Source organism: Emticicia agri (assembly GCF_004168285.1).
GTDB lineage: Bacteria > Bacteroidota > Bacteroidia > Cytophagales > Spirosomataceae > Emticicia > Emticicia agri.
Window position 1 is genome coordinate 99,124 of the sequence record NZ_SEWF01000015.1, and the last position, 26,440, is coordinate 125,563.

Sequence of the window (26,440 nt, forward strand, 5' to 3'; positions counted from 1 at the left end):
TCTGCTCATAAATTGCTTTTAGTACCTGTTTTAGATTTGTTCTATCAAATTAAACGAAATGCTCTCATGAAAAAGATACTTCTTACAACCGACTTTTCAAAGGCTTCAGACAATGCTATTCAATATGCACTCAGTTTATTCGGCGATACCCCTTGCGAATTTACTCTGATGCACGCTTATGATACTTTTCCGGCAGGTGGTTCTCCTGAAATTGCTTATGCCCTGATAGATGAAATGTTTAAAGCTGCTAAAAAAGAGATAGCTGTATATCTTGAAGCAATAAAAGAACTGGATACCCGAAAGATTCATACTTTCAAAACAGAACTGGTGTCGGGTTCTCCGGCAAGTGCGATTCAGATTCTCAATCAAAGTCATAATTATGATTTTGTCATTGTTGGAGCCACAGGCAAAGGCAATGATATATATTTTGGTAGTACAGCTACTGATGTGGTAAGAAACGTAGCGGTTAATTCGCTCATTGTGCCGGTTAAAGCAGAAGTACAACCCATTAAAAACGTAGTGCTTGCGGTTGATTACCAGCCTGTAAGCTCTTTTGATGAATTTGCGTCATTAAAGGCACTGATAGCAGAAAAGAACGCCACGCTTACTTTATTAACCGTATTAAAAGAAGGGCAGTCTTCTACCGAATTAGATGGCTTGATGAAGTTTGAATACCACGATTATTTTAAAGAAGTCAGTATCATTGATTATCAGACTCACGCCGATAGCGTTGAAGAAGGAATTGTGAACTATTTAATTGCTCATGAAGCTGATATGCTGGTAATGATTACACGCCATCATTCATTTTTCGATGTACTTTTTAACCGCTCAGTTACACGCAGGTTTGCCTTCAATCCTGTTATTCCTTTACTGAGTATTTATGAAGATGTGCATGCAGCAGTGCCTGACAACGAATTGGTTACTTTTTAATGAATTAAAGACATTTATCATCTATTATTTAACAGTCATGAATAAGTATTTTCAATTGAATCATACCCATTTTCAGTATCGGATATGGCGTAATGAATTGGAGTTAATGAAATTAGAGACTGATTTTTTCCTGAGTATAACTGAGGAAATCAGCAGGCTTGAAGGTACTGATAGAGAAGTAAAGCAAAACTGGTTTATCAATCAGTTTCATCACTTTCAACGCCTGATTAAACAGATACAGGGCGAATTAGGCAGGGTTGAGCAAGAACTGGCCGAGGGTGTAAAAGAGGAAAAAATTTTGAATAAAGAGCAAAAACTTGACTACCAGTACCTGAAAGATGAAATGGACTATTTTGAGCAGGATTACCGGATTGTAAAAGCTAAGTTCAGGGACTTTATTGCCAACTCTGAAACTATAAGTACAGAATAGAGAAAACCCAATATCCGAATCAGAAATTATGATGAATCTCATATTTCCATCAAATGATAGTCATGTTTTGTGCATCTGACCGACCCTAATTTTGCTCCATCAAAGTTTTTAAACAGATTTATCTATGCAGTATATGACGCAACCTGAACCAGTTGAAACATTGGAACGATTTGAATACGATAATAAAATCGTCAAAGCCTTTCTAATCGCAACGGTGATTTTTGGTTTAGTGGGTATGTTGGCCGGGCTAACGCTGGCTATACAACTTTTCTGGCCCGGAGCCAATTTTGAAAATCCTCATGTAACCTTCGGACGATTAAGACCTTTACACACCAATGCCATTATCTTTGCCTTTGTGGGCAATGCCATGTTTGCAGGTATTTACTACTCTTTGCCAAGGTTACTTAAAACTGCCATGTATAGCAAAGCCCTGTCCTGGACTCATTTCTGGGGTTGGCAACTGATTATTCTGGCGGCGGCCATTACGCTGCCTTTAGGAATGACCACCAGTAAAGAGTACGCCGAACTGGAATGGCCCATAGATATTGCTATCACGTTGGTTTGGGTAGTATTTGCGATTAATATGTTTGGCACGATTATTAAACGCCGTGAACGCCACATGTATGTAGCGGTCTGGTTTTATATCGGAACAGTAGTAACGGTCGCACTTCTGCATATTGTCAATTCGTTAGAATTACCTGTATCGCTCACCAAAAGTTATTCGCTATATGCCGGGGTTCAGGATGCGCTGGTACAATGGTGGTATGGGCATAATGCAGTAGCTTTCTTCCTGACAACGCCTTATCTGGGGTTGATGTATTACTTTCTGCCAAAGGCTGCCAACAGACCCGTATATTCCTATAAGTTATCAATTATACACTTCTGGTCTTTGATATTTATCTATATCTGGGCAGGGCCTCACCACTTGCTTTATACCTCATTGCCTGACTGGGCGCAAAGTTTAGGTACGGTATTTTCTATTATGCTGATTGCCCCTTCTTGGGGAGGGATGCTGAATGGATTACTGACTTTACGTGGTGCCTGGGATAAAGTACGTGAAGACCCCGTGCTGAAGTTTTTTGTAGTAGCTGTAACCGCCTATGGTATGGCCACTTTTGAAGGACCTATGCTGTCTTTAAAAAATGTAAATGCCATTTCTCACTTTACCGACTGGACCATTGCACACGTACACGTAGGTGCTTTAGGCTGGAATGGATTCATGATTTTCGGTATCCTGTATTACCTGATACCACGTATGTACCAGACAAAACTTTACTCAAAAACACTTACAAACACCCACTTCTGGTTAGGTACTTTAGGTATTATTTTTTATGCCTTGCCTATGTATTGGGCAGGGTTTGTACAAAGTCTGATGTGGAAAGAGTTTACAAAAGACGGCTTTTTAGCCTATCCGAACTTTCTGGAAACTGTAACACAGATTGTGCCTTTGTATATGCTCAGAGCCGTGGGTGGAACGATGTATCTGATTGGTTCGCTGGTAATGATATATAACCTGATTAAAACTGCTAAACAAGGCACTTTTGTAGCTGCCGAATACGCCGAGGCACCTGCCCTTGAAAAACGGGTAAGAGTAACCGGTGGTACCTGGCACTCGGTGCTTGAGCGTAAGCCTTTCATATTTACCGGTTTAGCTTTGATTGCTGTCATTATAGGCGGTGTCATAGAGTTTGTACCTACTGCCCTGATTGACTCTAATATACCAACGATTGATGCTGTAAAACCTTACACCCCTCTGGAGCTGACCGGACGTGATATTTATATAAAAGAGGGATGTGTAGGGTGCCACTCGCAAATGGTTAGGCCATTCCGTTCAGAAACCGAGCGTTATGGCGAATACTCAAAAGCCGGAGAATTTGTGTATGACCATCCGTTCTTGTGGGGGTCAAAACGTACGGGGCCTGATTTGCATCGGTTAGGTAAGAAGTATCCTGACAGTTGGCACTACAACCACATGATGGACCCAACCACTATGTCGCCGGGTTCAATTATGCCACCTTACCCCTGGCTTTTAGAGAATGATTACGATAAAGAATTGCTGCCTGCCAAAATAAAAGCCATGCGTACACTGGGTGTGCCATACCCTGAAGGATATGAAAACATAGCAGTAGCAGAAGCAGAGAAACAAGCCGCAGACATTGCTAAAAGTCTGGCTGATGCAAAAATCAAAACCAGCAGCGATAAGGAAATCATAGCCCTGATTGCTTATTTACAAAGATTAGGGACAGACATAAAAACAACAAAGTAGGTAACCGCTATTTTACTTAAAATTTACGACCATGTTTAAACATTATTTCGAGCAGATAGACGGGGTAAGTATCTACCCGATTTTCTCACTATTAGTTTTCTTTTTCTTCTTTTTAGGTTTGGGCTGGCACGTGTTCAGGTTTGATAAAAAGAAACAGCAATACATAGAAAACCTGCCATTAGATGAGAAAGAACTGTCGGGTTTGCATTGAGTTATAAAGAAATTTTAAACACTATCTGTTTATGGGAACATTTATCAAATCAGGCGATGAACTTATTCAGTTTCTGATACTTATTATTTTGATTCTGACGGCCATTGTACTTTTGTTTATTGTACTGAATATGTACAATGTTATTTACAGAATCATTGGCGAAAAAGAAGGAAAAACCATAGAGCGATTCAGCTTTAAAAAATGGTGGGAGAGAGAATCAGGAACAGATGTTCCGGTAGAGAAAGAAGAAACCATTTTATTGCACCATAATTATGATGGTATTCAGGAACTCGACAACCATCTGCCGCCGTGGTGGGTAAAAATGTTTTATGCTACCATTGCTTTTTCAGTGATATATCTGGGTCTTTATCATGTCTGGAATATTACACCTTTGCAAGATGAAGAATACCAAATAGCAATGGACGAAGCCAAAAAAGAGGTAGAGCTATACCAATCAAAAATGGCCAATACTATTGACGAAAAAACAGTAAAACTCTTAGTTGATGATAGTAAGACTGTTAGTAGCGGAAAAGATATTTATATAGCCAAATGTGTAGCCTGCCACGGACAAGCCGGAGAGGGTGGCGTAGGCCCTAACCTGACTGATGAGTACTGGCTACACGGCGGGAGCATCAACGATATTTTCAAAACTATCAAATATGGTGTACCTGAAAAGGGCATGATTGCCTGGCAGGCTACCATGAAGCCTAATGAAATTCAGAGTGTAAGTAATTATATTCTGTCAATTAAAGGCACAAATCCTGCCAATGCCAAAGCACCGCAGGGAGAAAAATTTACTGAGGGTACAGACTCTACCGCTGCCAAGCCGGTAGAAAACTTATAAACCATCTCGTTGACTGCTGACATGAGTATATCAGATAGAAATAAGAGGAATTAAATTAAAGCATCAGGTGAGCAATTTAGATTTTATAGATGAAGCCTATCGGGACAGTATAGCCACGGTAGACAGTGAAGGGAAGAGGGTATGGGTGTATCCGAAAAAACCTAATGGACACTATCATAATTACCGTGTGATAGCTACCATCGTTTTTCTGAGCCTGTTCTTTTTGGGGCCATTCGTTAAAATCAACGGTCAACCCTTATTAATGCTTAATGTTTTTGAACGCAGGTTTGTCTTATTCGGGCAATTGTTTCTGCCTCAGGACTCCGTCATTTTTAGTGTTGGTCTGCTTACTTTCTTTGTTTTTATTATCGTTTTTACGGTGGTTTATGGGCGTTTCTGGTGTGGCTGGGCTTGTCCGCAGACAGTGTTTATGGAAATGGTTTTCCGCAAAATAGAATACTGGATTGAGGGCGACCGCAAACAACAGATAGCACTCAGCAAAGCTCCCTGGAATACCGAAAAAATACTGAAAAAAGGAGGCAAAAGGCTGATATTTCTGCTTATTTCTATTCTGATTGCCCATACTACGATGGCCTATCTGATAGGCCTGGAGGCTACCAGAGATATTATTACACAGTCGCCTATGGCGCATCTGACAGGTTTTATAGGGTTGGTGGTATTTACAGGTATTTTCTATTATGTTTTTGCGGTACTGCGTGAGCAGGTTTGTATTTCTATTTGCCCTTATGGTCGTTTGCAGGGCGTATCAATGGGACGCAACACCGTTAATATTATTTATGACTGGATTCGTGGCGAGCCAAGAGGGAAACTCAATAAGCATGAGCCTGCTGCCCCCGTTTCAACCCCGAAAGGCGATTGTATCGACTGCAAACTCTGTGTGCAGGTTTGCCCGATGGGTATTGATATACGCAATGGTGCACAATTGGAATGTACCAACTGTACCGCCTGTATAGATGCCTGCGACGATGTAATGATTAAAATCAACAAGCCCACAGGCTTGATAAAATTTGGCTCGGTAGAAAGTATTGAGAAACGGGTGCCTTTTAAACTTTCGGCAAGAGCCTATGCCTATTCGGGAGTATTGTTGTTATTGGTGGGCATTGAAGCATTCTTGTTGTTGAGCCGCTCGGCCATAGAAACTACGGTGATGCGGGTACCCGGACAAATGTATCAGGAGCAAGCCAATAACAAAATCAGTAACCTCTACAATGCCCAAATTGTGAATAAAAGCAATGAAGATAGGGAGGTTTTGCTGAAAGTTAAAGATAACGAGGGTACTATCAGGCTGATTGATGGGAAACAGCGTATAAAAATACAGAAACAGGGAAAAGCCGAAGTAGTTTTCTTTTTAGAAATGGATAAAGCGGCTATCAGCAAAATCAAAACCAATCTGGCAATTGAAGTGTGGCAAGGCGATGAGAAATTGGAGACGATTAAGACGACATTCTTAGGATTTAGTGAATGAGTGATTGTGTGAATGAGTGATTAATTTTTTATAATCTGCTAAGTCTTTCAATCAGTTAAAATATAGTTCAAGATAACAATAATAATCACTAAATCACTAACTCACTCAATCACTAAATATCAAAAAACATGAACTTCGGGCATAAAATCGGGATTTTTTACGGGTTGTTTGTCATTTTTATGATTACACTCGTAACACTATGTATCAGACAAAAAGACATATCGCTGGTAAGTAACGACTATTACAAACAGGAAATAGCATACCAGGCTGAAATAGACAAACAACGCAACGCCGGGCAGTTAACCAACCCTGTGCAAATAACTTATGCAGGAGCGGAACAACAGCTAACCGTGAGTTTTCCGCAAGAGCAAATCGGGGCAAGAGGTAAGGTAAAATTCTACCGTCCGTCTGATGCTAAAAAAGACTTTGCAGTAGATTTACAGTTAAACGAAACAGCAGTACAGCATATTCCGGTCAATCACCTGACAAAAGGGCTTTGGGTAGTAAAAATAGAATGGGAAAACGCAGGGAAGGCGTATCTGAAAGAAGAAAAAATCGTACTCTGAAATGTTATATCCGGCTTTTATACTTGGTTTAGCGGGGAGCTTGCACTGCATGGGTATGTGTGGGCCTATTTCTATGCTCCTGCCGGGTGATAAAAGTAAAAGAGGCAGATACATTATAGGTAGGGTAGTTTATAATCTGGGTCGGATTTTTACTTACAGTCTCCTGGGGTTACTGGTTGGGTTAGTTGGCGAGCAGATTGCTTTGTTTACTTCTCAGAAAGTCCTTTTTATCATTGTTGGTAGCTTGATCCTTTTGGCCTTTATTTTACCTGCCCGATGGCTAAAATCTTTAGATGTTTTGCCCTACGTAAACCGATTTAACAATTTCATCAAAGCCTCATTATCGGTTTTCTACAAAAAACATACGCTCTTTGCTCAATTGGTTTTTGGCGTGCTGAACGGACTATTGCCCTGCGGATTGGTTTATGCAGCTCTGAGCGGTGCCTTTCTGATGAGTGAACCTTGGGAAAGCGTTTTATTTATGGCCTTATTCGGGTTAGGAACCTTGCCTATGATGTTAGGCTTTGCCTTTTTAGGTAATACCCTCCGTAAATGGTTTAGCTTTAAACCTAAAGTTATTTATACCTGTTCTTACATTGTTTTAGCCATCTGGTTGATTTTTAAAGGCGTTAATTTGCCTGCAAACAATTTTGCTCATCATGAGGCAAATGGTATTACTGTTTGTCATGGGAAGTGAGATGGCTATATTTGTTTGTAGGTATTAAATTCTAAAGAGTCTTATTTTAAGAATCTACGAAGCACAAGCATTATATTTGAAGCAAGGGTTTTAAAATACCATTTTAAGTCCCCCTTTAGGGACGGTCCGCCGTGCGGTTAGGGGTTGGTTTCCTTTAGGTATTGCTTCTTATACTCCAACGGTGTAATGCCTTTTACATTTTTGAAATGCCTGTAAAAATTAGAGAGATTATTAAAGCCGCTTTCAAAGCAGATAAACTCTATGCTCAATCGGTTTTCAATCAATGCCCTGCACGCATGACTTACCCTGATTTCGGTCAGAAAATCGTTATAGGTTTTGTGAGTCATTAATTTGAAATAACGGCAGAAAGAAGTAGTACTTAAATGGGCAATGGCGGCAATGTCTTCTAATTTGATGTCTTTAGCATAGTTGGCCAGCGTATAACTACAAACATTATTCAGCCTGACGGTTTCCATTTCGTTAGACTGATAAAATGTATTGGCAGCCGTAATCATTTCCATTTCGTCCGATTCGGTCAATAGTTCAAGAATCGATAACAAAACAATCAGGCGTTGCAGCGGGCTTGCCAGCAGGGCACTGTGCAGCAGATTTTTAATTTGTTGCGCAGTTCCTCCCTGAATAATCAGGCCTTTTTTTGCCTTTTCATACAATTTCCTGATAGCATAGGCTTCGCTCAGTCCCAGAAAATCATTACCCAGGCAATCGGGTCTGAATTGCATCACAATGGCTTCTATCTGTAAATCGGCATTACCCTGAAAATACTCCTGATTACAACGCCAGGTATGAGGCAGGTTCTCTCCTAATAACAGCACTTCTCCCGACGAAAAATTACTGACATTGTCTCCTATAAACCGTACGCCCTCACCTCTGATAACGTAATGCAATTCGAGTTCAGGGTGGTAGTGCCATATCGTACCAAAATTAGGTTTAATATCATGTCTGATGCTAAACGATTGCTCTGTATTACTGGGTACTTTATGGAAATGGGGTTTCATGCCTGAAAATTATTTATGATAATATCGTACAATGATTGGGAAATTGTCTATAAAAAGCTTGTATTTTTATCTGTTATCTTTGTAAAGTTAAATAAAATATTTGCCTTATTATAGAAAATACGCATCGTGCTGAAAAGCAATGTATATTTTTAGCATTGTGCTTGGCGTTTCACCGACTAAAGTCGGTGGCTAAGAAAACAAAGGTCTTTTCATCTTACAAAGGCCGACTTAAGTCGGCCTACATATATAAAAAAGACCTTTGTTTTCTTAGACGGCGACCGCGACGGCGGACCGTTTCTATTCGCTGTCACTCTCAGCACAGAATCACCTATAATACGGCCAAGCATCTTATTTGTCCTATTGAATCTTTTGAAACCTGACGCATGAACTTAAAAACACTCCCTGTTATTGACTTAGCTATCATTTTTGCCTATCTGGCCGGAATGGTAATAATAGGAGTTTATTTCTCAAGAAAGAACAAAAATGCCGACCAGTTTACCACTGCTTCGGGTAAGATTCCCGGCTGGGCTATCGGGTTGTCTATTTATGCTACTTTTTTGAGCAGTAATACTTTTTTAGGGGTACCGGGTAAAGCATTCGGCAGTAACTGGAACTCGTTTGTGTTCAGTTTATCTATGCCGCTGGCAGCCTGGGTGGCGTCTCGTTATTTTGTGCCTTTTTACCGGAATACCGGAGAAGTATCGGCCTATACGCATCTCGAACACCGTTTTGGTGCCTGGGCAAGAACTTATGCAGTAGTCTGTTTTCTGCTTACCCAGTTGGCACGTATGGGGTCTATTTTCTTCGGAATTGCCCTGAGCTTACAGGCGCTTACAGGCTACTCAATGGAAAGTATCATGATTGTGGTAGGTATATGTATTATTATATATACTGTGATGGGAGGCATGGAGGCCGTCATCTGGACGGAAGTAGTACAAGGGGTCATAAAAACCCTCGGTGCTTTAATTATTCTGGTGCTGGTCATTCAGGGAATGCCCGGCGGCATCAGTCGTATTGTAGAAATAGGCCAGGCAAATGATAAATTCAGTCTGGGCAGCCTTGTTCCCGACTTTACTCAATCCACATTCTGGGTAGTATTATTATATGGGTTCTTTATGAACCTGAATAATTTCGGCATGGACCAGAATTACGTGCAGAGGTACCATACTACTACTTCTGTCAAAGAAGCCACCCGTTCAATCTGGCTTTGTGTGTATCTGTACTTACCTGTTTCACTGATATTCTTTGTGATAGGTTCGTGTTTATTTGCCTATTATCAAAGCAATCCAGACTTACTGAATCAGGTAAGAATGCAGGTGGCAACCGAACGTCTGCCCGGTGGCAGTACTGATGCCATCAGTCAGTTAGCCAGTACCTTATCTGCCGCTGATATAGGCGATAAAGTCATGCCGCACTTCATGGTCAATAAGATTCCGGCAGGGCTGGTAGGGCTGATTGTAGCCGCTATTATGTCGGCGGCCATGAGTACCATCAGCTCAGGTATGAACGCTTCTGCTACGGTTTTCTCGGTTGATATTTACCAGCGTTACATCAAATCAGATTTAACGTCATCACAAACCTTGCGGTTACTCTACATTGCTACGGCCGTGTTTGGGCTGTTAGGGATGTTGACAGGGGTGGCTATGATTGGCGTCAAAAGCGTCTTAGACATCTGGTGGATGCTCTCAGGTATATTTGCAGGGGGTATGTTAGGCTTGTTCCTGTTGGGTATGATTGCCAAAAAAGCCAAAAATACCGAAGCCGTAATAGCTACTGTGATAGGCATACTCGTGATTTGCTGGATGACTTTCTCAAAACAGATACCAGATGAATATGCCGCTTTGCGCAGCCCGTTCCATCAGAATATGATTATGGTTATTGGCACACTCAGCATTTTTCTGACAGGCGTACTGATAAGTAAAATAAAACTCAAAAAAGCATAGAGTATGTTTAAATTTTGTTATTCTGACCGAAAAGCACAGATTTTCTGGATATACAAGGCGTATTTTGCAGATGTAGCCGGCAGCTACATCGAAAAAATACAACGCGGTATAGACAGAAAAGATGGCTTTGTAGGTCGAATCATAAATTTTAAAAATACTCTCAACTCAACAGTTTTTAACTGATTAATATAAAAGATTATGGCTTCCACCAATTCACTACCACAAGGCTTTATTCCTGTTATGCTCACGCCTTTTACAGATTCAGGTGCTATTGACCATGCAGGACTTTCTGTTTTGACTGATTATTATATGCAGGCAGGTTCGGCAGGGTTATTTGCCAATTGTTTGTCGAGTGAAATGTATGAATTGACCAATGATGAGCGTCTAACTATTACTAAACAGGTAGTTGACCAGGCTGCCGGGCATATTCCGGTAGTATCAACAGGTACGTTGGGCGGAACCATAGCCGCACAGGCAGATTTTGTGAAAAGAATTTATGATACTGGTGTGCAGGCTGTCATTGTGATTTCGGGTCAGATAGCTGCGGCTGATGAGTCTGACGAAGTATTTATAGAGCGGATGGAGGAATTAATGCACCTGACACCGGGTGTACCTTTAGGGTTTTATGAATGTCCTGTGCCTTATAAACGCCTGATTAATGCCGATGTGCTGGCAAAACTTCTCCCTTCCAAACGCCTGATTTATCATAAAGATACTTGCCTCGATGCAGCTGAGGTAGAACGTAGATTGGCTGTTGCACAAGGATATAATTTTGGTTTATACGATGCCTATATGGTAAACGCTACTTCGTCGTTGAAGGCAGGAGCGGCGGGACTTTCTTGCATACAGGGGAATATTTACCCCGAATTGATTGTGTGGATTTGCGAACATTATGCCGACGCCTCACCGGAAGCACAGAAAGTACAGCAATTTTTTAATGATTCAATGGAGATTGTACACTCGGCTTACCCGACTATAGCCAAATATAGTCTGATGAAAAGAGGTTTCCCGATTTCTACTTATACCCGCAGAAAAGTTGACCCTTTGACGGAAGCCCTGAAAGAAGGTATGGACGACTTATTGATTACAATAGATAATTTGCATGATGAACTCGGCATTAAACCTGTTTACCAACATTCATCAGCTTTAGTTTCTTAATTTTTGTATCACCTTCCTCTTTATAATAGTTTTGTTTCTTAGCTTCAATCTCCGGTAGGTACCTGCCGGAGATTTTTTGTTTAACCTTTGAGTTAAATAAACTGAAAGACTTTTAATATATCGTCCCTACCCAGAGGGACGATATATCGGTAGTAAACATAACTAAAATAGTTTCTAAGTCCCGTATGGATGATATATTAAAAAACTCTTGAATATATTCACCTTATGAGTTTCCTAATGCTATATTTTTGTATAGTAGCTCTTGGGTAACTAATTAATGCCGATTGATGTTACTAAACAAAAGACCGGATTTAACATGAGTAAATTAAAATTAGGAGTACTTGACCAATCAATAGTAACACAAGGCAAAACTGCTATAGACGCCGTAGAAGAAACTATTGCTACCGTAAAACTGGCCGAAAAATTAGGGTATAGCCGTTTCTGGGTATCTGAGCACCATAATTCTTCTTTTATTGCAGGCTCTACACCGGAGGTGCTGATGGTGAAACTGGCCGATGAGACCAGACGCATCAGAATAGGTTCAGGTGGCATTATGTTGCCCAACCATAGTGCTTTAAAAGTAGCCGAGAATTTCAGAATGTTGGAAACGCTGTTTCCAGGACGTATTGATTTAGGAATAGGCAGAGCACCGGGAGGCGATAGAATTACAGCCGCTTTATTAAATCCATCGAACGATTTTAGTGAGGAGAGTTATTTACAACAATTAGCGTATCTGCAACAGTTTTTCAGAGATACGGCTGCTACCAGATACGGGCCGATTCTCGCAGTGCCACAGGCACCAACCATCCCTTCTCAATGGATATTGAGTTCGAGTGGCGGAAGCAGTAAAATTGCAGCACAGTTTGGCATGGGGCTGGCAGTTGCCCGATTCATCAATGGTTTTGCACAGCCCGATGTAGTAGAAACCTACCGCCGGAATTTCGAACCTTCGTCTCAGTTCTCAAAACCGCATGCTTTGCTGTCAATCTCGGTATTATGTGCCGAAACAGAAGAAGAAGCCCAAAAAATGCGCAAATTTTTAGATTATGTACTGGTGCAGTTTGAGCAAGGCAAGTTTGACAACTTCGGCGACGAAGCCTATATACAGAAATACCAGTTTTCATTGGCCGAACAGGAGCGTATTCACCGTAACAGAGGCAGGGTTATATCGGGTACAAAAGAGGAAGTAAAAGAAAAATTACTGGCGCTTGCCAACGATTTTGGCGTAGATGAAGTCATAGTATCAACAATGGCCAATCATTCGTTGAACCGTATGCGTTCGTTTGAATTATTAGCCGAAGCCTTTGAACTAAAGGCACTGGCATAGTTTTTTGTTATATTATAATAGGGGAAAATATCAGTAGAACTGTCTTGAAATAAAGGCAGGTAAAAAGCGTTATTCATACTCATTTTAAAAATTACTTAACCATATATTAGTTTTTAATTAAAAATCATCATTGAATACTAATTGCATAAGTTTCTTGAGTAAATTCGAAATGCAAACGTGCTTTTACCTGTGAATCAGCTGAATTCACACATTTGTTAAAAAATCCTGTTATGATGGCTAAAATCCTGAGAGTAGCATTATTTATATTGGGCGGTTTTGTTTTGCTCTTTGCTGGAGTAGGGTTTTGGATATATTATAACCAGGATTCGCTTTTTACCCGATTGAAAGCATTGGTTAATGAAAAAATTGAAGGTACACTTGAAGTAAAAGATTTTAAGTTTACGCCTTTTCAGAACGGGGTAGGCTTTACGTTTTCGCTGATGGGGGTAAAACTCAGTGATAAGTACTTTAATCAACATCAAACTTATCTGATAGACGCCGCTTCTATTAATGTTACACTCGAAACACAATCTTTATTCAGAGGTAAAGTATTGATTCATAGCCTGAAATTTACCAATGGTAAACTGAATGTTTACAAGCGTAAAGATGGTTTTTCTAACCTTTCTATTTTCTCTTCTTCTGGTAAAAAAGATTCTACCACCACCAAAAAAACAGATACAGGTGCTTTAAGAGATTTAGAAGAGGTATCGTTTAAAGACTTTCAGGTGCAGTATGCCGATTCGTTGCAGGAAAAATTCTTTGGCGCAGATTTCCACCAGTTTGTCAATAAAGTTGAATTTGATGATGACCTTTGGAACATAGAGTCGAAAGGTAATGTATTTTTTAAAGGGCTGTTTTTTAATCCGGAGAAAGGAGGCTTTCTGACTAATCAGGAAGTAGATTTACGCTTATCTGCTGTTTTTCATGAAAAAGAGCAAAAACTGACCATCAATCCATCTGAAATTGAAGCGGCTACCAAAGATAAAATTCAACTTGCGGGTGAATTTAACTTCAGTGAAAATGTACGTACTCTCCGGTTAGGTTTCACAACCAGAGAATTGCGGCTAAGTAATGCCAGAAAATTACTGACAGCGCATTTAAATAATGTTTTAGAGCGTATCAAAATAGACCCGCTCGTAACGGCACAGGTGCAACTGAACGGGAAATTTGGCGAACGAATTCCTAAATTTGATATTAATTTCGATGCCCGTTCTTTTGAGTACCGGCTTCCTGTCGGGTTGCTGAAAGAATTAAGTACTCAGGGTATCTTTACCAATCATGCAGATAATGCCCAACCCACAGGCGATGCCAATACACGTATCACAGGGAATAATATCAGAGGGTTGTTTGAGACCATTCCGATACAGGGCAAAATAGCAGTAAATGACCTTGAACAGGCTTTGGCCGATATAGAATGTACTTTAAATGCCGACCCAACCTCATTGAATGATTTGCTTGATCCTGAACGCTATAAGGTACAAAAGGGAAAAGCAGAAATGAAACTTACCTACAAAGGCAATATTCAATCTTTTTTCAATAAGGAAACAAAGAAATTGAACGGACTCCTTTTCGGGAGTGTATCCTTGCAGGATTTAGCCGTTACTTATCTACCGCAGAAAGTTACCATTGAGCAGATAAGGGGAGATATGGCTTTTACAGGTGAAGAAATAAGAATACCTAATATTCAGATATTTGACGGCCAGAATAACCTGTATGTGAATGGTCGTATAACCGGATTTTTCCCTTACCTCTATCTGGAAAATAGTCCGCTGAAAGCGTATGCCAATATTAAAATACCAGACTGGCAACTGAACTGGTTAAAGGTACTGTTGAACCTTGACCGTTCAAGACCTAAAAGAAGCGGTAATTCGAAGTTTACTTTGTCTGCTTTGTTAGATAAAGCCATTGATAACATTGAGATTGATGCTACACTTGAGGCCGGAAGATTCAGGTATAACCGACTATCAGCACGGAACCTTAAAGGAAGAATGACGTTGAGTACTGATAAAATTCATCTGCATAATTTCTCAATGAATGCCTTTGGTGGCACTTTTCAGATTGCCGGAAATGTGAATCAGTTACGTTCAGGTAGGCCTATTCAACTAAAAGTCGATGCCAGGCTCACCAATACTGATGTGAAGTCGGTTTTTTCTTCTTTTAATAATTTTGGTCAATATACCATGACCGACAGAAATATTCAGGGAAAACTGAGCAGCACTTTTAAATTTACTGCCGAGTTGAAAAATGATGTATCGTTGGTGCAGAACTCAGTTGACGGAACTTTGACGGTTGATTTAAGAGATGCTGAAATTATTGACTTTGACCCATTTCTGAAAATGAAAAAACTGGTTTTCAGAAAACGCCCTTTAGAGCATGTACAATTTGCGCCTATTGTGCATGAGTTTGTGATTAAGGGTAAGGAAGTAGAAGTGAAAAAAATGCAGATAGAAAGCAATGTGATGACTTTCTTTTTAGATGGTGTTTACAGTTTAGGGGATAAAACCGACCTCAATATCCAGATTCCTTTGAGTAATCTGCGCAAAAGAGATTCTACCTATCAGTTCAAAGAATATGACCCTGATGCCATCGGCTCAAATATATTTTTGAAAGCCGTGGACGAAAACGGAAAAGTGAATATCAAGTATGTGATGAAAAAGAAAACCCGAAAGATACCTTTCAGAGCTTTCCGATAAAGACTTGTTTAGCTTTGCCAATCAACCGATTGAAAGCAATTGTTTTTCCATCGTGCGAAATCACAAGATTCGTAGGTGATGGAACAGTACGCTCGGTTAATAGATGGTGGCGTTTCTCAAATGCTTCATTCCCTGTCTCACAATTGACGATACTCCCGTTCCAAACGTAGTAAATACTTTTACCTGACGGATGCCAGCGGAAAAAACCTTCTACATTGCTTGTATGATAGGTAAGCTGTGTCAGATTTTTACCGTCAGGATTAATCGTAAATAGCTGTAAAACACCTTTTTCATCTTTCGCTAAAAAAGCTAATAACTCCCCGTCGGGCGAGCTGCGCACAATACCCACACAACCCGGCTGATTGCCATTGGCTGTAAAGGTAAGTCGGCGTTGAAGCGTACCTTTGGGCGGCATGGGCATGGTGGTTGCTGTACCCTCTAATGGTCCTGATTCTCCTGCTATATCAATTGCCTCGGGAATATCTACTATAAAAACCTCGTCAACACTTTTACCATTTCTATCTCTCACACTGCCAATAAAAGCCCTTGCCATTTGTCTGGTTCCGTCGGTTTTTTTATATCCGTTTGTCCCTACCCAGCTATCACCTGCCGCATGACTGATTTCGTCAGAGCCGGGTTGTGGGGTAGGGGTTACTTTTACCACCAGCACACTATACCATTCGCCCGATATATTTTCTCCGTTGGCATCTTTTTCTAAAACTACCGGATTGATTTTTTTGGATACGCCTATGGTACGTAGGTTATGTTTTTCGTGGGTCGAGTCTTCGAGGGCTTTCATCACCGCATCGTTATAGGTGTAGCCAATCCACTGGCCGTTGCCACTCCATTCGTGGCGGTGCGTACCGCCTCTTAAAGCACCTTTGGTATAAGGCGGGGTTATGTCCCGGGCATCCATAAAGATGCGTTTTCCGGCAAGGGTTTCATCAATAATTACGCCTGTGCGTCGCCATTGCTGATAAGGATTGGCTTCGGTAACACTCGGTAAACCATGAATAAAGACTACTGCATTTTCGACAGGAGAGTAGCTGACTGCACCTGCACCCGGCCCCCATGCCTGATTGCCGGGTAATTCGTAAACAATTTTCTTTTCACCCGTTGAAATATGTACTTTTTCAATGCGGGCAGAAGCCGCAATGCCTCCCTCATCTGTTCGGGTATCATACACCAGCCATTGGTTATCAGGCGAGAAATTATCGTTATTATCTAAATCGTGATGGTAAGTGGCATCATCAGTAATTTGTTTCTCGGTCATATATTCCATAGTTGTGTTGCAGGCTGATAGTGAAAAGATAAGGCTTAAAAATACATATTTCATAGGGTTATGATTAAAGTTTTTTAAACTTACTTTTCCGGTGCACTAATTACCCCTAAATAACGGCCTAACCAATATGGTAAAGTCCATATATCTCCGGCACTGTGTTCTGATGTTCCGTTGCCGCCTTTACGGTCGAGGTTGAACGTATTGCCATTGTGGCGCTGAATCGGGCTTTCGTCAGGAGGTAACACTTCTTTAATAGTCTGGTTACGGAAATTAGGGGCTATTTTCTCAATGTCCTTACGGTTGCTGTTGATAATTACCCAGTCTATCAAATCTAATGGATATTCTCTTAAATACCAGGTTGCTTCGTTCAGGTCAAAATCTTTTGTGCCTGTCAATGCCGTAAATATATTCCATGCCCCTTCTTTTTCAGGACGTTCAGCTTGCCAGTGGTCTATAATAGCTCTTTTGTAGGCGGCTTTCAGCGTATCATTAAAGGCATAGCGGTACAAGCCCCAGTACCCCACAAAATACATTTCGTCATCGGAGTGATTCCAACCATCTGACATATTTTTGGCGTGAGCGTCGGCATCTTCTGCGGCTCTGCCAATGATACTCATCGGGCGCATCAGGTTTTCGTAGTAACCATGTTTTTTCATCAGTTCAAAAGCCTTTTGTTTATATTTCTCCTTTTTGGTGAAATGGTAGGCTGTTTGGAGCATCGCCACAATATTCGATGAATTGAGTTTTCTGTCTCCTACATTGATAGGAAAAGAATTGACATACTCAGGATTCCAACGACCCCATTGCGTAGGTTGGCCGTTGTAGTCAATCATATACATATTGTTTTTGATGATATGGCTCATCAGGGTATCAATCAGTGTAATCGCACGTTTTTTGAGGGTTGGCTCCTGTATCAGTTCAGCCATCGCACCATAGGCAAAAATATGCCCGATGGCTTCATCACTACTGGTAGTGGCTTTCCAGTCCCACTCAGGGTCGGCTGAATGTTGCCAACGCTCAGGGTCAGAAAGCTGATTGATATAGCCTTTCCTTTCAAAAGAGCGTGACGGGAAGCCCGGAATACCATTAATAGTAAATAAGCGTTCCATCGCATCTAACGATTCCACACAGTTCTGAAGAGCTTCAGGGTCTTTAGTAACCGCATATCTGAATATTTCTCCACCCAGATACATCGATGTCCACAAACCATCATTGTCAGAATCAGACAAATAGCCTGTACTCAAATTCCCTTTTTCCATACGGCTGAGAGAGGCATTAAACCCATTGCGGATATGACGGCTACGTATTTGTTTATCGTAGAACATCGCCTTATCGTGCAGGGTCATTTGCTTGAAACATAGTTGTCCTAAGCCTTCAGTAGTCAGTATCAATACCGAGTTTTCTGGGCCTTCGGCAATATGGGTTACTGCATTGCCCGGTAGCCAACGCTCGCCATTGTAATAGTCAAACTTGCCATCAGTACGCAGAGCAAAAGCACCATTGCCTGACCCGAACCAGAATTTATCACCTATGGCTTTTACGGCTGTTATTTCTGTGGCAGGTAATTTCTGATTTTTGCTGCCTGTCTGCTTTCCGGTAGCGGCATCAAGGGTAATGATACCGTCGGTTGTGCCAATGATGATTTTTTTGCCATTGGTATCAAAAGCAGTGAAGCCTGTACCATCAAACACTTTAGTCAGTTTTGAGCCTGATAGGGAAGATAAAGATTTTTTGCCTAAAATCCAGAAAGTATCTGTACCCGCCTGGTAACGGATACTAACAATTTCGTCGCCATCTAAACTGCCTTTCCAAAGGGTAGTTGCACCTTTGATTAATTGCAAAGATTTACCATCTGATATTAGAAAAGCAAAGTCTTTGCCACCTGTAAACAGGTTGGCTTTGCTTAAATCGTGCTTGCTGAATAGTTTCCCTGCCCAGGCATTGCTTAATACGGTTTTGTCGTCAAGCAAGACAAACTGATGCTGATAGCTTCCCAAGCCTTGTATTTTTTTATCTCCGATAGTGCGGTAGGTTTTATCAGGCACAATAGAACCCGGATACAAGAATTGCCCATCGTGCGGTTGCAGAATTCCTTCGGAAGAAAAGATTTTAATCGTCCCATTTCTATCACTGGCGGCTTCAATCAGTCTGGTATTATTTGATTTCAGATAATACTTGATGCTATATTCCTGCCAGAAGGGTTTGTCATGATACACGGGTTGTGTTTTAGTAGTGGGCTTTTGCGCATAAGAGGCCATGCCTATCAAAGCCAGGCAAATGAAAATGTAAGGAGATAATCTCATAAAATGTAAGGTAATTGATTAATATTTTTGTGTGTTGGGTTTTACTTAATTTTCTGTGGGTCAACCACCACGTATTTAATTGATTTTTTGTCTTTATCCAGATGATACGAATAGGTCATGTGTAACAACCCATCTTTTGTCTGAATGAGCGAGGGGTATGAAAACCCTCCTTTCTTTGGGTCATGGTCTTCCATGCGTGTCTTCCATTTCCAGGTTTTGCCCTCATCGTCTGACAGGTATAAGCTCAACTGATAGCGACCATTATAAATATCGTTGCCTAAAAATGCCCATCTGCCGTCGTTCAATACCAGCAATTCAACACTGGCCGTATTCGGAATGTCCATTTTAACTGAAGCTGACCAAGTTTCCCCTTTATCGGTTGATTCGCTGTAATGTACCCGTGGAGGACTATCGCCACTATCACGCATATAGGCTATCAGATTACCGTTTTTCTTCTGCACTACCGCAGGTTGAATAGGGCCACGACCCACCAAAGGCAGGCTCGGTCGCCAGGTAGTACCGTTGTCTTCTGAAATCGCCATCATCGACAGGTTAAAACCATCAGAGTATAATGGAAGTACAATGCGCCCGTTTGGCATCAAAAGTGGTTTGATTCTTGTCATCCAGCCAATGCTTCGTTTAGTGGCATCTTTGCTGGCCTCCGTTATCATTTCATCGTATTCGGGGGCATATCCGGCCCAGCCATGATGTGTATCAGGCAAACTTTTGAGTTTGGCGGCTACTTCTCTGGCAAAATCATCGTTGGGTTTCAGCAGGATATTGTCCTGCCAGTTCCATACCGGCGCACCGCTTTGGTTATAATCGGTTGAGGTTTTAAAACGCAGAATTGATTGCTCCCATTTATTGGCTTGTACGGCAATCCAGACCAGAAAGAGTTTATTCTCCTGATTTAAGAACAGTACAGGGTTACAATCGGGAATATTGGGCGTATCGGCCATCAGAAAAGGTTCACTCCATGTTTTCTCCCCTTTCTTTAATCTTGCTCCCATAATTCTTACATCATCGGCTGTGCGCTCGCCACTTCCCTGAAACCATACTGTTAGAAAATCTCCGTTCGGCAAACTCACTATACTGCTTCCATGCACGTGTTTTTCCTGTGTCGGAAAAATCAGCATAGCATTAACAACCGCAGGGTTTTGTGCCCATAATTGATGGGCAGTTAGGCATATAAATAGAGTGAATAGGTATGGTTTTTTCATTAAAATATCATACTATTAAAAATAAACCATTTTTGTAGAGACGACATGCTGGCGTCTCCAAGGGGCAATAAATAGAAAAAATCCATATTCTATTTTCAAAAATCCCTTCTCGATTAAAATAAACTGATATTGATATATCATCGGAGCCGAGGTAGCGACCTACCGCAGCATGTCGGCTCTACAAAATGGATTGATATAATATTATCTCACCTTCTTCCTTCTCTCCATCAACTCCCGGAAGGTTGTCATAATAATTCCTTCTGATTCAATATATGCCTTTAATTCCGGACTCATCATTGATAGCATATCGGCATACCTTGAACCTCCCGAACCACTGATGTATTTAAAGGCATCGGTTATATCGCTGCTATGCACAATCAGCATGGCTACACCCGGTTGCATATTTTTCAGGGTTTCAATAAACTTCTGCGCTTTGTATTTACCCCATTCTTCGGGTGTGGTAGTACCTTCAGGTTTCCAGTCGCCGCTGATGGTATGCAGGTCGTCTAAAACAGGTAAACCTGCTTTCCATATCATTTCGCCAACCGATTTGGTTTGTTTAAGCAGGGCAGGCACAGGCAGTTCCATGCCTTCTTTCCATTGCCCTTTGGCTTTCAGACTTTTGATTAATGGGGCATTCTGACATTCAATCAGTAATTTATTATTCCCTCCCGGAAACATCACCGGAATCCCATATTCTACACCTACTTTAATGTATCGCTCTAAAAAAGCCTGACTGGCAAAGAGCGTACCCATGTGTGAATCGAGATGCGTGGGTTTCAGCCCAATCTTCAAGGCTCTTTCAACTTGTGCCCTGATTTCTTTTTCTACTTCATCGGCTGAGGCATTTTTTACTACCTGCTCTACAGTATGCCACATACAGGCTTCGTCATCTACCAGACCGGGTGCATGCTGAAACCCTGCCACCGGAGCCCATCGGTAATCTTTCCATTCAGACGTAAGTGTCAGGTGAAGTCCTGCATCGAGATTGGGGTTATTTTTCTGAATATAATTTTTGATAAAGCTGGGTGCCCAGGCACAAGGCATCATGATACTACAAGAAGTAGCTACTCCTTTTTCGATAGATTTGATGGCTCCCTGATTGGAGGAGTATGACATACCACAATCGTCAACATGGAAAATCACTACTTTTTTACCTTTCGGAAAACCCAATTTCTCGGCATAGGTTTCCTGTGCTTTCACAGAAATGACCGATGTCCACAGAAAACAGCATAATATAAGTAAGCCTGGTTTGTTCATCATTATAAGGTTTGTTTATTGAATCATATGTAAATATCTGCCCATCCAGTAAGGCAAGAGCCAGAAAACAGGTTCTCTTTCAACCTGTGGGTCGCCGCCTCGGGCATCCCAAGGATTTTTGTCCCAACGGACAGTTTTTCTGATACTGGCAGGCGGAAGTTTTGAAACCTGTAACTCGTCTAATACAATACTGCGTACCAGTTGAATGTCTTCCCGTCTGGTATGGTCAATATGCCAGTCAACCATATCCAACGGTGTATCTTTCAGAAAATCAACTGAATTATTAATTTCGGCCTGTTTATTCCGTGCGTAACAATAGATAAAATTAATGAGTGGATTATGGTCGGCTTTACGTCTTTCAAACCATTCATCAAGGTGCTTTTTGTAAAAAGATAGACGTTCAGGGTCTGTTTCACATTTTAACAGAATAGGATACAGATAGGCTTGCAGAATGGTATCGAAATAAATAAACCACGCCCGGTTCTGGTTTGGCACTTCGGCCATGTTATCAAGGTAATGTTCGTCCTTAATCAATCTTAAATACTGTTGCTGATACTTTTCATCTTGGGTGATATAATGCGCAAATTTCAGAAAAGCTAACATTTCCATTGAGTTCTGAGCCTTATCGGGTGCCCATTCAGGGTCACGATTCAACTGGTCAGGCGACCATACCGACCAACGGGTAGGTTTGCCATCAATATCAACAAAGTTGAAGTTATGTTTTATCAGATAGTCAACAATACGGCTTACGTGTTTTCTGATAATAGCTTTTTCGGTTTCATCGGCTACTAATTCATAATAAAAGAAATACCCAAACATGTGCCCGCACATTTCGTCACTGCTTGTATCTCCTTTCCAGAGCCATTTGCCATCTTTTGATTTTCTCCAACGCACTTCCACAGGTTTAAAACGAGGTTCTTTCACCAATTCATCAGCTAATTGATGTGGGGTAAAAGTACGGTTGCCATCATGTACAAAATTCCAAGACGACGGTACGATTGTACGGGCAAAAAAGCCCTCGGTATCGGTTACTTCCTGCAACAATTTTAAGAATCCAAATGCTTTACGGGCATTTTCCTTAGCTTCGGGGCTTTTGGTGGCAGCATATCTGAATGCTTCCATTGCCAGATAGTTGCCTGTATATTCACCATCATTGTCGTCATCTTCGGGTTGCCAAGAGGTGGTGTCTCCGGGTATTCGTAAATGGCACTGTCCGGCAATCCAGGGTTCACGTATGTGCCGTTTCATCAGCAAGTCCATAAAAAAGTCATTTTTCTGTGCCAATGTCATGGGGCTTTTTTTAATGGCACTTACCCCTTTAGGCGTAGCTATCCAGGCATTGCCAGTAGCATCAAAAGCAATATCATTTACATGGTCGTCTAACAACCATCGGCGACTGAAAAGCATCGAATAAGTACTATCTGCCTTATCACTATGCGGTTTATAGCGTACCACGCCCTGCTCTGTACCTACCCACAGGGTGCCATCAGGCGCATTATCTACACAGGTAACAAAAACAGTAGGCAAGCCTTGCTGTGGGGTAATTTCTCTCAGCTTATTTCCGTTCTCAAGAATGCTTACACCTCCTAAGCCACCTGCCCACAGGTGCTGATTGCTATCGATTGCTACACCTTTAATATAGCCGCTGATAACTTTATCTTTATTGCGATAATAACTGGTTTCTTTGGCAGAGGTATGGTATAAGCCTACATCGCTGGCAATCCACAGCCCCCCCTGATTATCAGAAATTACGTCTCTGATAGAACGGGGTAATTGATAGCCCTCTTTATCTGATTTTGGTTTTGTAAAGGTTTTACCATCAAATAACCAGATACCATTTGGCCCTATGGCATATACTCCTTCTGGTGCAGTACAGATAGCCGATATAGGCGCAACAACTCCGGTTAGTTTTTCTAACTGATTGTTTTGATAACGGTAAACGCCATTCCAAGTGCCTACCCATACATTTCCATTGGTATCAGTAGCCACTGAAAAAGCAGGACCTTTGTCTGCTCCGGTCTGGATAGATGTCCATTTTAGTTCGTCAGGCTTTTTCATGAATATACCCGAGGCAGTAGCTACCCAGATATTTTTTGCCTTATCAACTGCTATGCTTCTTACATCGTTTTCTTCTGCATGAGTGCTTATAGGATAGGCTTCATGGTATTCCTGCCAGAATGGTTCGTCTTTGTAGGTGGTTGCCACGCTTTGCTTCTCTGATGATTTACAGGCATACATAAAAAGAACTGCTCCTATACTTAGTATAAAGTAAAAGATAGTTTTCTTGTAAGTATCGAGTCGGGAAACCAGCATGGTAGATATTTGTCTTTATACAAGTAATTACTTCAATACACCCATTCAAGACTATTGTTTAAAGAAAAAAAAACAATATTTCAGGCTTTTTTTAGTTTGTAAGAAGGTAATTGGGTGAGTGATTAGTAAACCTATTCTTTACTATTGCAGGGACTCAAAAGATATCGACTTTATAGATTTCAAAATTTCAGCTATGATTATTAAACTGATGAATCAAACATTTTTAAGCCTTGCTGTGGCTTTTCTGGCTTCTACACAAGTATGGAGCAAAAACTTTGCGCAGCATTTCGGACAGGATTCCACGTATCAGCAACACCTTAACCTCCGATATGGTCCGGCGGAAGGGAATGGCAATTTATTAGACTTATATCTGCCCCTTACTCATTCAGCCAATACAAGGCTGATTATTTATGTGCATGGAGGTTCATGGAAATGGGGGAGCAAGAACGATTTTCCGAAAATACTGATTAATAACCTTACTGCCAAAGGATATGGCGTAGCCGCTATCAATTATCGTTTATTGCGTGAGGGCAAAAATCGGTTTCCTGCGCAAATTGAGGATTTAAAAAATGTCATTGCTTTCCTTACAGCTCAGGCCAGTACTTATGGGTATAATGGTAATGAGTTTGCTTTATTAGGCGTAAGTGCCGGAGCGCACTTATCCTTATTATATACTTATAAGCACGATGCCAAAAAGCAGATAAAAACGGTAATAGATATAGTAGGGCCAACAGATTTGACGGATAAGGTTTTCAGAGATAATCCTACGGCTAGTGGGATTATCAATCAGTTTTTAGGCGATGTGAGTCCGCAGGCACCTATTGCTCTTGAGGCCAGTCCTATTTACCACCTGAAAAAAGAAACCGGTGTGCCTACTATTATTTTTCATGGCGAAAGTGATGAATTAGTCCATGTGAGTCAGTCGAAAGAATTGTATAAGAAATTACAGGCTTTGGGTATCCGATCACAATTAGAGTTATACCCCGGTGAAACCCATGAAATGAGAAAAAGCCTGTTTAGTATTTATACCAAATTGGGTGTATGGTTACAGCAGGTGTATCCTGCGAAATAGGATAGAAAGGTGCATATCGCAAATAATCGTTTTGTAGAGACGCAGTGCCTGCGTCTTCACGGGTCTATGAATACCAGGATAGATATATGATTTTTATTGCTCAAATTACATTTATTGCATTGGAAACACCTTTGGAGGTGCATGCAATCGCGCGGCGAACCGTGCGTCTCTACAAATTGGGTGTTTATTCTTGATTTTTATTTCTTCTCCTCCAACCTGTTATACTTTTTCATAATAGTTTTCAGCCTGTCGTGGGGGATGCTGAAATATTTGTTGCCGTTAATGCCTTCCATGTCTTCGGCGGCTACTAAAGCATTGATGATAGCTTCTTCTGTTGCTTGTACCGTGGCTTCAAAAACCGGGTCAAGTTGCCACTTGGGTAGTACTTTCCAGGTCTCTTCTGTATATTCCTTATTATATATAGGCGAAGCTGTAGAAAAAGCCAGAAAAATTTCGCCTGAACCATGATGCGAAAAAGTGCCTGTACGGGCAATGCCATGCGTTACTCTTTTGGCTATCAGTTTTAACTGATTTGATAACAGAGGCGCATTAGTGGCGACAATGGCAATGATAGACCCATCTTTGCGTTTTTCACGATTAACAACAGGTGTTAAATCCTGAATCTCTTTGCCCACAGGTACACCTGCAATGGTTAATTCATCTCGTCGGCCGAAATTAGCTTGTACGAATACCCCTAAAGTATAGGCTACCGAATCAATGGTAAATACCCTTGAAGCAGTACCACTACCGCCTTTGAAACTATAGAGTGCCATGCCCGTACCGCCACCTACATTGCCTTCGGCTATTTTTCCGCCTTTAGATTGGTCTAAGGCTTCAAAAACGTGTTCTTTTTTTACATGAAACCCATTGATGTCGTTCAATACACCATCCCATGTTTCACCTACGGTCGGAAGCCCAAAAGAAAAATCGACGAAATCGCCTTTCGAGAATTTTTTATAACTCCATTCGCCAATGGCATCTTTTACAATACCCACACTATTGGTATTGGTAATACCGATTGGCCCATAGCCTGTGCCAAAATCATCGATGTAGGGCAAGCCTGTCAGTTCGCCATCACCATTCAACGAAAACCAGGCGGCCGGATAGCTCGCATCTGTTTTGCCTTTGGGAAGAATAACCGTTACACCCGTTCTCACAGGCCCTTTGCCTACCTGCAATGCACCCGCACCACTGATAAGCGTTTTATAACCTACTTCAACACCCGGCACATCAGTAATGGCATTATTTATACCAGTTGTTCCATTGAACGGGATACCTAAACCCCTTGCACGTGGTTTTTGTGCCATAAGCTGTAAAGAAACCAAACAAAGCAGGAATAGGAGTTTTTTCATGGGTAAAATGGCTTAGGTTACAAAAAGTATCAAAATAAGGCTTTGCCTTACGAATACCTAAATAATGATGG

At 41.2% G+C, this 26,440-nt stretch carries 20 protein-coding genes; 13 read left to right on the plus strand and 7 right to left on the minus strand.

Annotation, left to right across the window (positions count from 1 at the left end):
- Positions 1-66: 66 nt before the first annotated feature.
- The 8 genes from EWM59_RS12170 to EWM59_RS12205 all read left to right on the plus strand — a co-directional run bounded on the left by EWM59_RS12170 (position 67) and on the right by EWM59_RS12205 (position 7,430).
- Complete coding sequence (locus tag EWM59_RS12170) at positions 67-930, plus strand: universal stress protein (protein WP_130021253.1); 864 nt, start codon at positions 67-69, stop codon at positions 928-930.
- Positions 931-967: 37 nt separating this feature from the next.
- A complete protein-coding gene (locus EWM59_RS12175) occupies positions 968-1,360 on the plus strand; it encodes a hypothetical protein (protein WP_130021254.1) in 393 nt (130 codons plus the stop codon).
- A gap of 124 nt (positions 1,361-1,484) precedes the next feature.
- Entirely contained in the window at positions 1,485-3,626 is a 2,142-nt protein-coding gene (ccoN, locus tag EWM59_RS12180; RefSeq protein ID WP_374755945.1) for a cytochrome-c oxidase, cbb3-type subunit I, read from the plus strand.
- A gap of 31 nt (positions 3,627-3,657) precedes the next feature.
- Complete coding sequence (locus tag EWM59_RS12185; protein WP_130021255.1) at positions 3,658-3,837, plus strand: CcoQ/FixQ family Cbb3-type cytochrome c oxidase assembly chaperone; 180 nt, start codon at positions 3,658-3,660, stop codon at positions 3,835-3,837.
- A 31-nt stretch (positions 3,838-3,868) separates the two neighbouring features.
- Positions 3,869-4,681: a cbb3-type cytochrome c oxidase N-terminal domain-containing protein gene (locus EWM59_RS12190; protein WP_130021256.1), complete on the plus strand. Its 813-nt coding sequence runs from the start codon at positions 3,869-3,871 to the stop codon at positions 4,679-4,681.
- Positions 4,682-4,748: 67 nt separating this feature from the next.
- Entirely contained in the window at positions 4,749-6,167 is a 1,419-nt protein-coding gene (gene ccoG, locus EWM59_RS12195; protein WP_130021257.1) for a cytochrome c oxidase accessory protein CcoG, read from the plus strand.
- A gap of 128 nt (positions 6,168-6,295) precedes the next feature.
- On the plus strand, positions 6,296-6,733 hold the full coding sequence (locus EWM59_RS12200) for a FixH family protein (protein WP_130021258.1): 438 nt from the start codon (positions 6,296-6,298) through the stop codon (positions 6,731-6,733).
- Position 6,734: 1 nt separating this feature from the next.
- Positions 6,735-7,430 (plus strand): sulfite exporter TauE/SafE family protein, encoded by a 696-nt coding sequence (locus EWM59_RS12205; RefSeq protein ID WP_130021259.1) that lies wholly within the window; start codon positions 6,735-6,737, stop codon positions 7,428-7,430.
- A 137-nt stretch (positions 7,431-7,567) separates the two neighbouring features.
- On the opposite strand, the gene EWM59_RS12210 is transcribed toward EWM59_RS12205, so the two are convergent.
- Positions 7,568-8,446 (minus strand): AraC family transcriptional regulator, encoded by an 879-nt coding sequence (locus tag EWM59_RS12210; protein WP_130021260.1) that lies wholly within the window; start codon positions 8,444-8,446, stop codon positions 7,568-7,570.
- A 383-nt stretch (positions 8,447-8,829) separates the two neighbouring features.
- Between EWM59_RS12210 and EWM59_RS12215 the strand changes: the two genes are divergently transcribed.
- The 4 genes from EWM59_RS12215 to EWM59_RS12230 all read left to right on the plus strand — a co-directional run bounded on the left by EWM59_RS12215 (position 8,830) and on the right by EWM59_RS12230 (position 15,567).
- On the plus strand, positions 8,830-10,389 hold the full coding sequence (locus EWM59_RS12215; RefSeq protein ID WP_130021261.1) for a sodium:solute symporter family protein: 1,560 nt from the start codon (positions 8,830-8,832) through the stop codon (positions 10,387-10,389).
- Between the two features lie 198 nt (positions 10,390-10,587).
- Positions 10,588-11,547 (plus strand): dihydrodipicolinate synthase family protein, encoded by a 960-nt coding sequence (locus tag EWM59_RS12220; RefSeq protein WP_130021262.1) that lies wholly within the window; start codon positions 10,588-10,590, stop codon positions 11,545-11,547.
- 316 nt (positions 11,548-11,863) lie between these two features.
- Complete coding sequence (locus EWM59_RS12225; RefSeq protein ID WP_130021263.1) at positions 11,864-12,874, plus strand: LLM class flavin-dependent oxidoreductase; 1,011 nt, start codon at positions 11,864-11,866, stop codon at positions 12,872-12,874.
- Between the two features lie 230 nt (positions 12,875-13,104).
- A complete protein-coding gene (locus EWM59_RS12230; protein WP_130021264.1) occupies positions 13,105-15,567 on the plus strand; it encodes an AsmA family protein in 2,463 nt (820 codons plus the stop codon).
- Here the strand turns inward: EWM59_RS12230 and EWM59_RS12235 are convergent.
- The 5 genes from EWM59_RS12235 to EWM59_RS12255 all read right to left on the minus strand — a co-directional run bounded on the left by EWM59_RS12235 (position 15,551) and on the right by EWM59_RS12255 (position 23,945).
- Positions 15,551-16,903 (minus strand): DUF3748 domain-containing protein, encoded by a 1,353-nt coding sequence (locus tag EWM59_RS12235; RefSeq protein ID WP_130021265.1) that lies wholly within the window; start codon positions 16,901-16,903, stop codon positions 15,551-15,553. The two genes, EWM59_RS12230 and EWM59_RS12235, sit on opposite strands and share 17 nt — an antisense overlap.
- Positions 16,904-16,929: 26 nt before the next feature.
- Positions 16,930-19,152 (minus strand): hypothetical protein, encoded by a 2,223-nt coding sequence (locus tag EWM59_RS12240; RefSeq protein ID WP_207219975.1) that lies wholly within the window; start codon positions 19,150-19,152, stop codon positions 16,930-16,932.
- Positions 19,153-19,193: 41 nt separating this feature from the next.
- Positions 19,194-20,372 (minus strand): sialidase family protein, encoded by a 1,179-nt coding sequence (locus EWM59_RS12245; RefSeq protein WP_130021266.1) that lies wholly within the window; start codon positions 20,370-20,372, stop codon positions 19,194-19,196.
- Positions 20,373-20,573: 201 nt separating this feature from the next.
- The gene (locus tag EWM59_RS12250; RefSeq protein ID WP_130021293.1) at positions 20,574-21,632 is read right to left on the minus strand and encodes a polysaccharide deacetylase family protein; all 1,059 of its coding nucleotides are present in this window, start codon (positions 21,630-21,632) and stop codon (positions 20,574-20,576) included.
- 15 nt (positions 21,633-21,647) lie between these two features.
- Entirely contained in the window at positions 21,648-23,945 is a 2,298-nt protein-coding gene (locus EWM59_RS12255) for a ligand-binding sensor domain-containing protein (RefSeq protein WP_229239346.1), read from the minus strand.
- A 208-nt stretch (positions 23,946-24,153) separates the two neighbouring features.
- Between EWM59_RS12255 and EWM59_RS12260 the strand changes: the two genes are divergently transcribed.
- Positions 24,154-25,017 (plus strand): alpha/beta hydrolase, encoded by an 864-nt coding sequence (locus EWM59_RS12260; protein WP_165372163.1) that lies wholly within the window; start codon positions 24,154-24,156, stop codon positions 25,015-25,017.
- 197 nt (positions 25,018-25,214) lie between these two features.
- On the opposite strand, the gene EWM59_RS12265 is transcribed toward EWM59_RS12260, so the two are convergent.
- Positions 25,215-26,369 (minus strand): DmpA family aminopeptidase, encoded by a 1,155-nt coding sequence (locus EWM59_RS12265; RefSeq protein WP_130021268.1) that lies wholly within the window; start codon positions 26,367-26,369, stop codon positions 25,215-25,217.
- Positions 26,370-26,440: the final 71 nt, after the last annotated feature.

What these genes read in the sequence shown, in the direction of transcription:
- EWM59_RS12240 (WP_207219975.1), bottom strand. Translation starts at nt 19,152, where the DNA reads ATGAGATTATCTCCTTACATTTTCATTTGCCTGGCTTTGATAGGCATG.
- EWM59_RS12230 (WP_130021264.1), top strand. Translation starts at nt 13,105, where the DNA reads ATGATGGCTAAAATCCTGAGAGTAGCATTATTTATATTGGGCGGTTTT.
- EWM59_RS12200 (WP_130021258.1), top strand. Translation starts at nt 6,296, where the DNA reads ATGAACTTCGGGCATAAAATCGGGATTTTTTACGGGTTGTTTGTCATT.
- EWM59_RS12190 (WP_130021256.1), top strand. Translation starts at nt 3,869, where the DNA reads ATGGGAACATTTATCAAATCAGGCGATGAACTTATTCAGTTTCTGATA.
- EWM59_RS12220 (WP_130021262.1), top strand. Translation starts at nt 10,588, where the DNA reads ATGGCTTCCACCAATTCACTACCACAAGGCTTTATTCCTGTTATGCTC.
- EWM59_RS12225 (WP_130021263.1), top strand. Translation starts at nt 11,864, where the DNA reads ATGAGTAAATTAAAATTAGGAGTACTTGACCAATCAATAGTAACACAA.
- EWM59_RS12235 (WP_130021265.1), bottom strand. Translation starts at nt 16,903, where the DNA reads ATGAAATATGTATTTTTAAGCCTTATCTTTTCACTATCAGCCTGCAAC.
- EWM59_RS12265 (WP_130021268.1), bottom strand. Translation starts at nt 26,369, where the DNA reads ATGAAAAAACTCCTATTCCTGCTTTGTTTGGTTTCTTTACAGCTTATG.
- EWM59_RS12185 (WP_130021255.1), top strand. Translation starts at nt 3,658, where the DNA reads ATGTTTAAACATTATTTCGAGCAGATAGACGGGGTAAGTATCTACCCG.
- EWM59_RS12260 (WP_165372163.1), top strand. Translation starts at nt 24,154, where the DNA reads ATGAATCAAACATTTTTAAGCCTTGCTGTGGCTTTTCTGGCTTCTACA.
- EWM59_RS12210 (WP_130021260.1), bottom strand. Translation starts at nt 8,446, where the DNA reads ATGAAACCCCATTTCCATAAAGTACCCAGTAATACAGAGCAATCGTTT.
- EWM59_RS12255 (WP_229239346.1), bottom strand. Translation starts at nt 23,945, where the DNA reads ATGCTGGTTTCCCGACTCGATACTTACAAGAAAACTATCTTTTACTTT.
- EWM59_RS12205 (WP_130021259.1), top strand. Translation starts at nt 6,735, where the DNA reads ATGTTATATCCGGCTTTTATACTTGGTTTAGCGGGGAGCTTGCACTGC.
- EWM59_RS12250 (WP_130021293.1), bottom strand. Translation starts at nt 21,632, where the DNA reads ATGAACAAACCAGGCTTACTTATATTATGCTGTTTTCTGTGGACATCG.
- EWM59_RS12215 (WP_130021261.1), top strand. Translation starts at nt 8,830, where the DNA reads ATGAACTTAAAAACACTCCCTGTTATTGACTTAGCTATCATTTTTGCC.
- EWM59_RS12170 (WP_130021253.1), top strand. Translation starts at nt 67, where the DNA reads ATGAAAAAGATACTTCTTACAACCGACTTTTCAAAGGCTTCAGACAAT.
- ccoN (WP_374755945.1), top strand. Translation starts at nt 1,485, where the DNA reads ATGCAGTATATGACGCAACCTGAACCAGTTGAAACATTGGAACGATTT.
- EWM59_RS12175 (WP_130021254.1), top strand. Translation starts at nt 968, where the DNA reads ATGAATAAGTATTTTCAATTGAATCATACCCATTTTCAGTATCGGATA.
- EWM59_RS12245 (WP_130021266.1), bottom strand. Translation starts at nt 20,372, where the DNA reads ATGAAAAAACCATACCTATTCACTCTATTTATATGCCTAACTGCCCAT.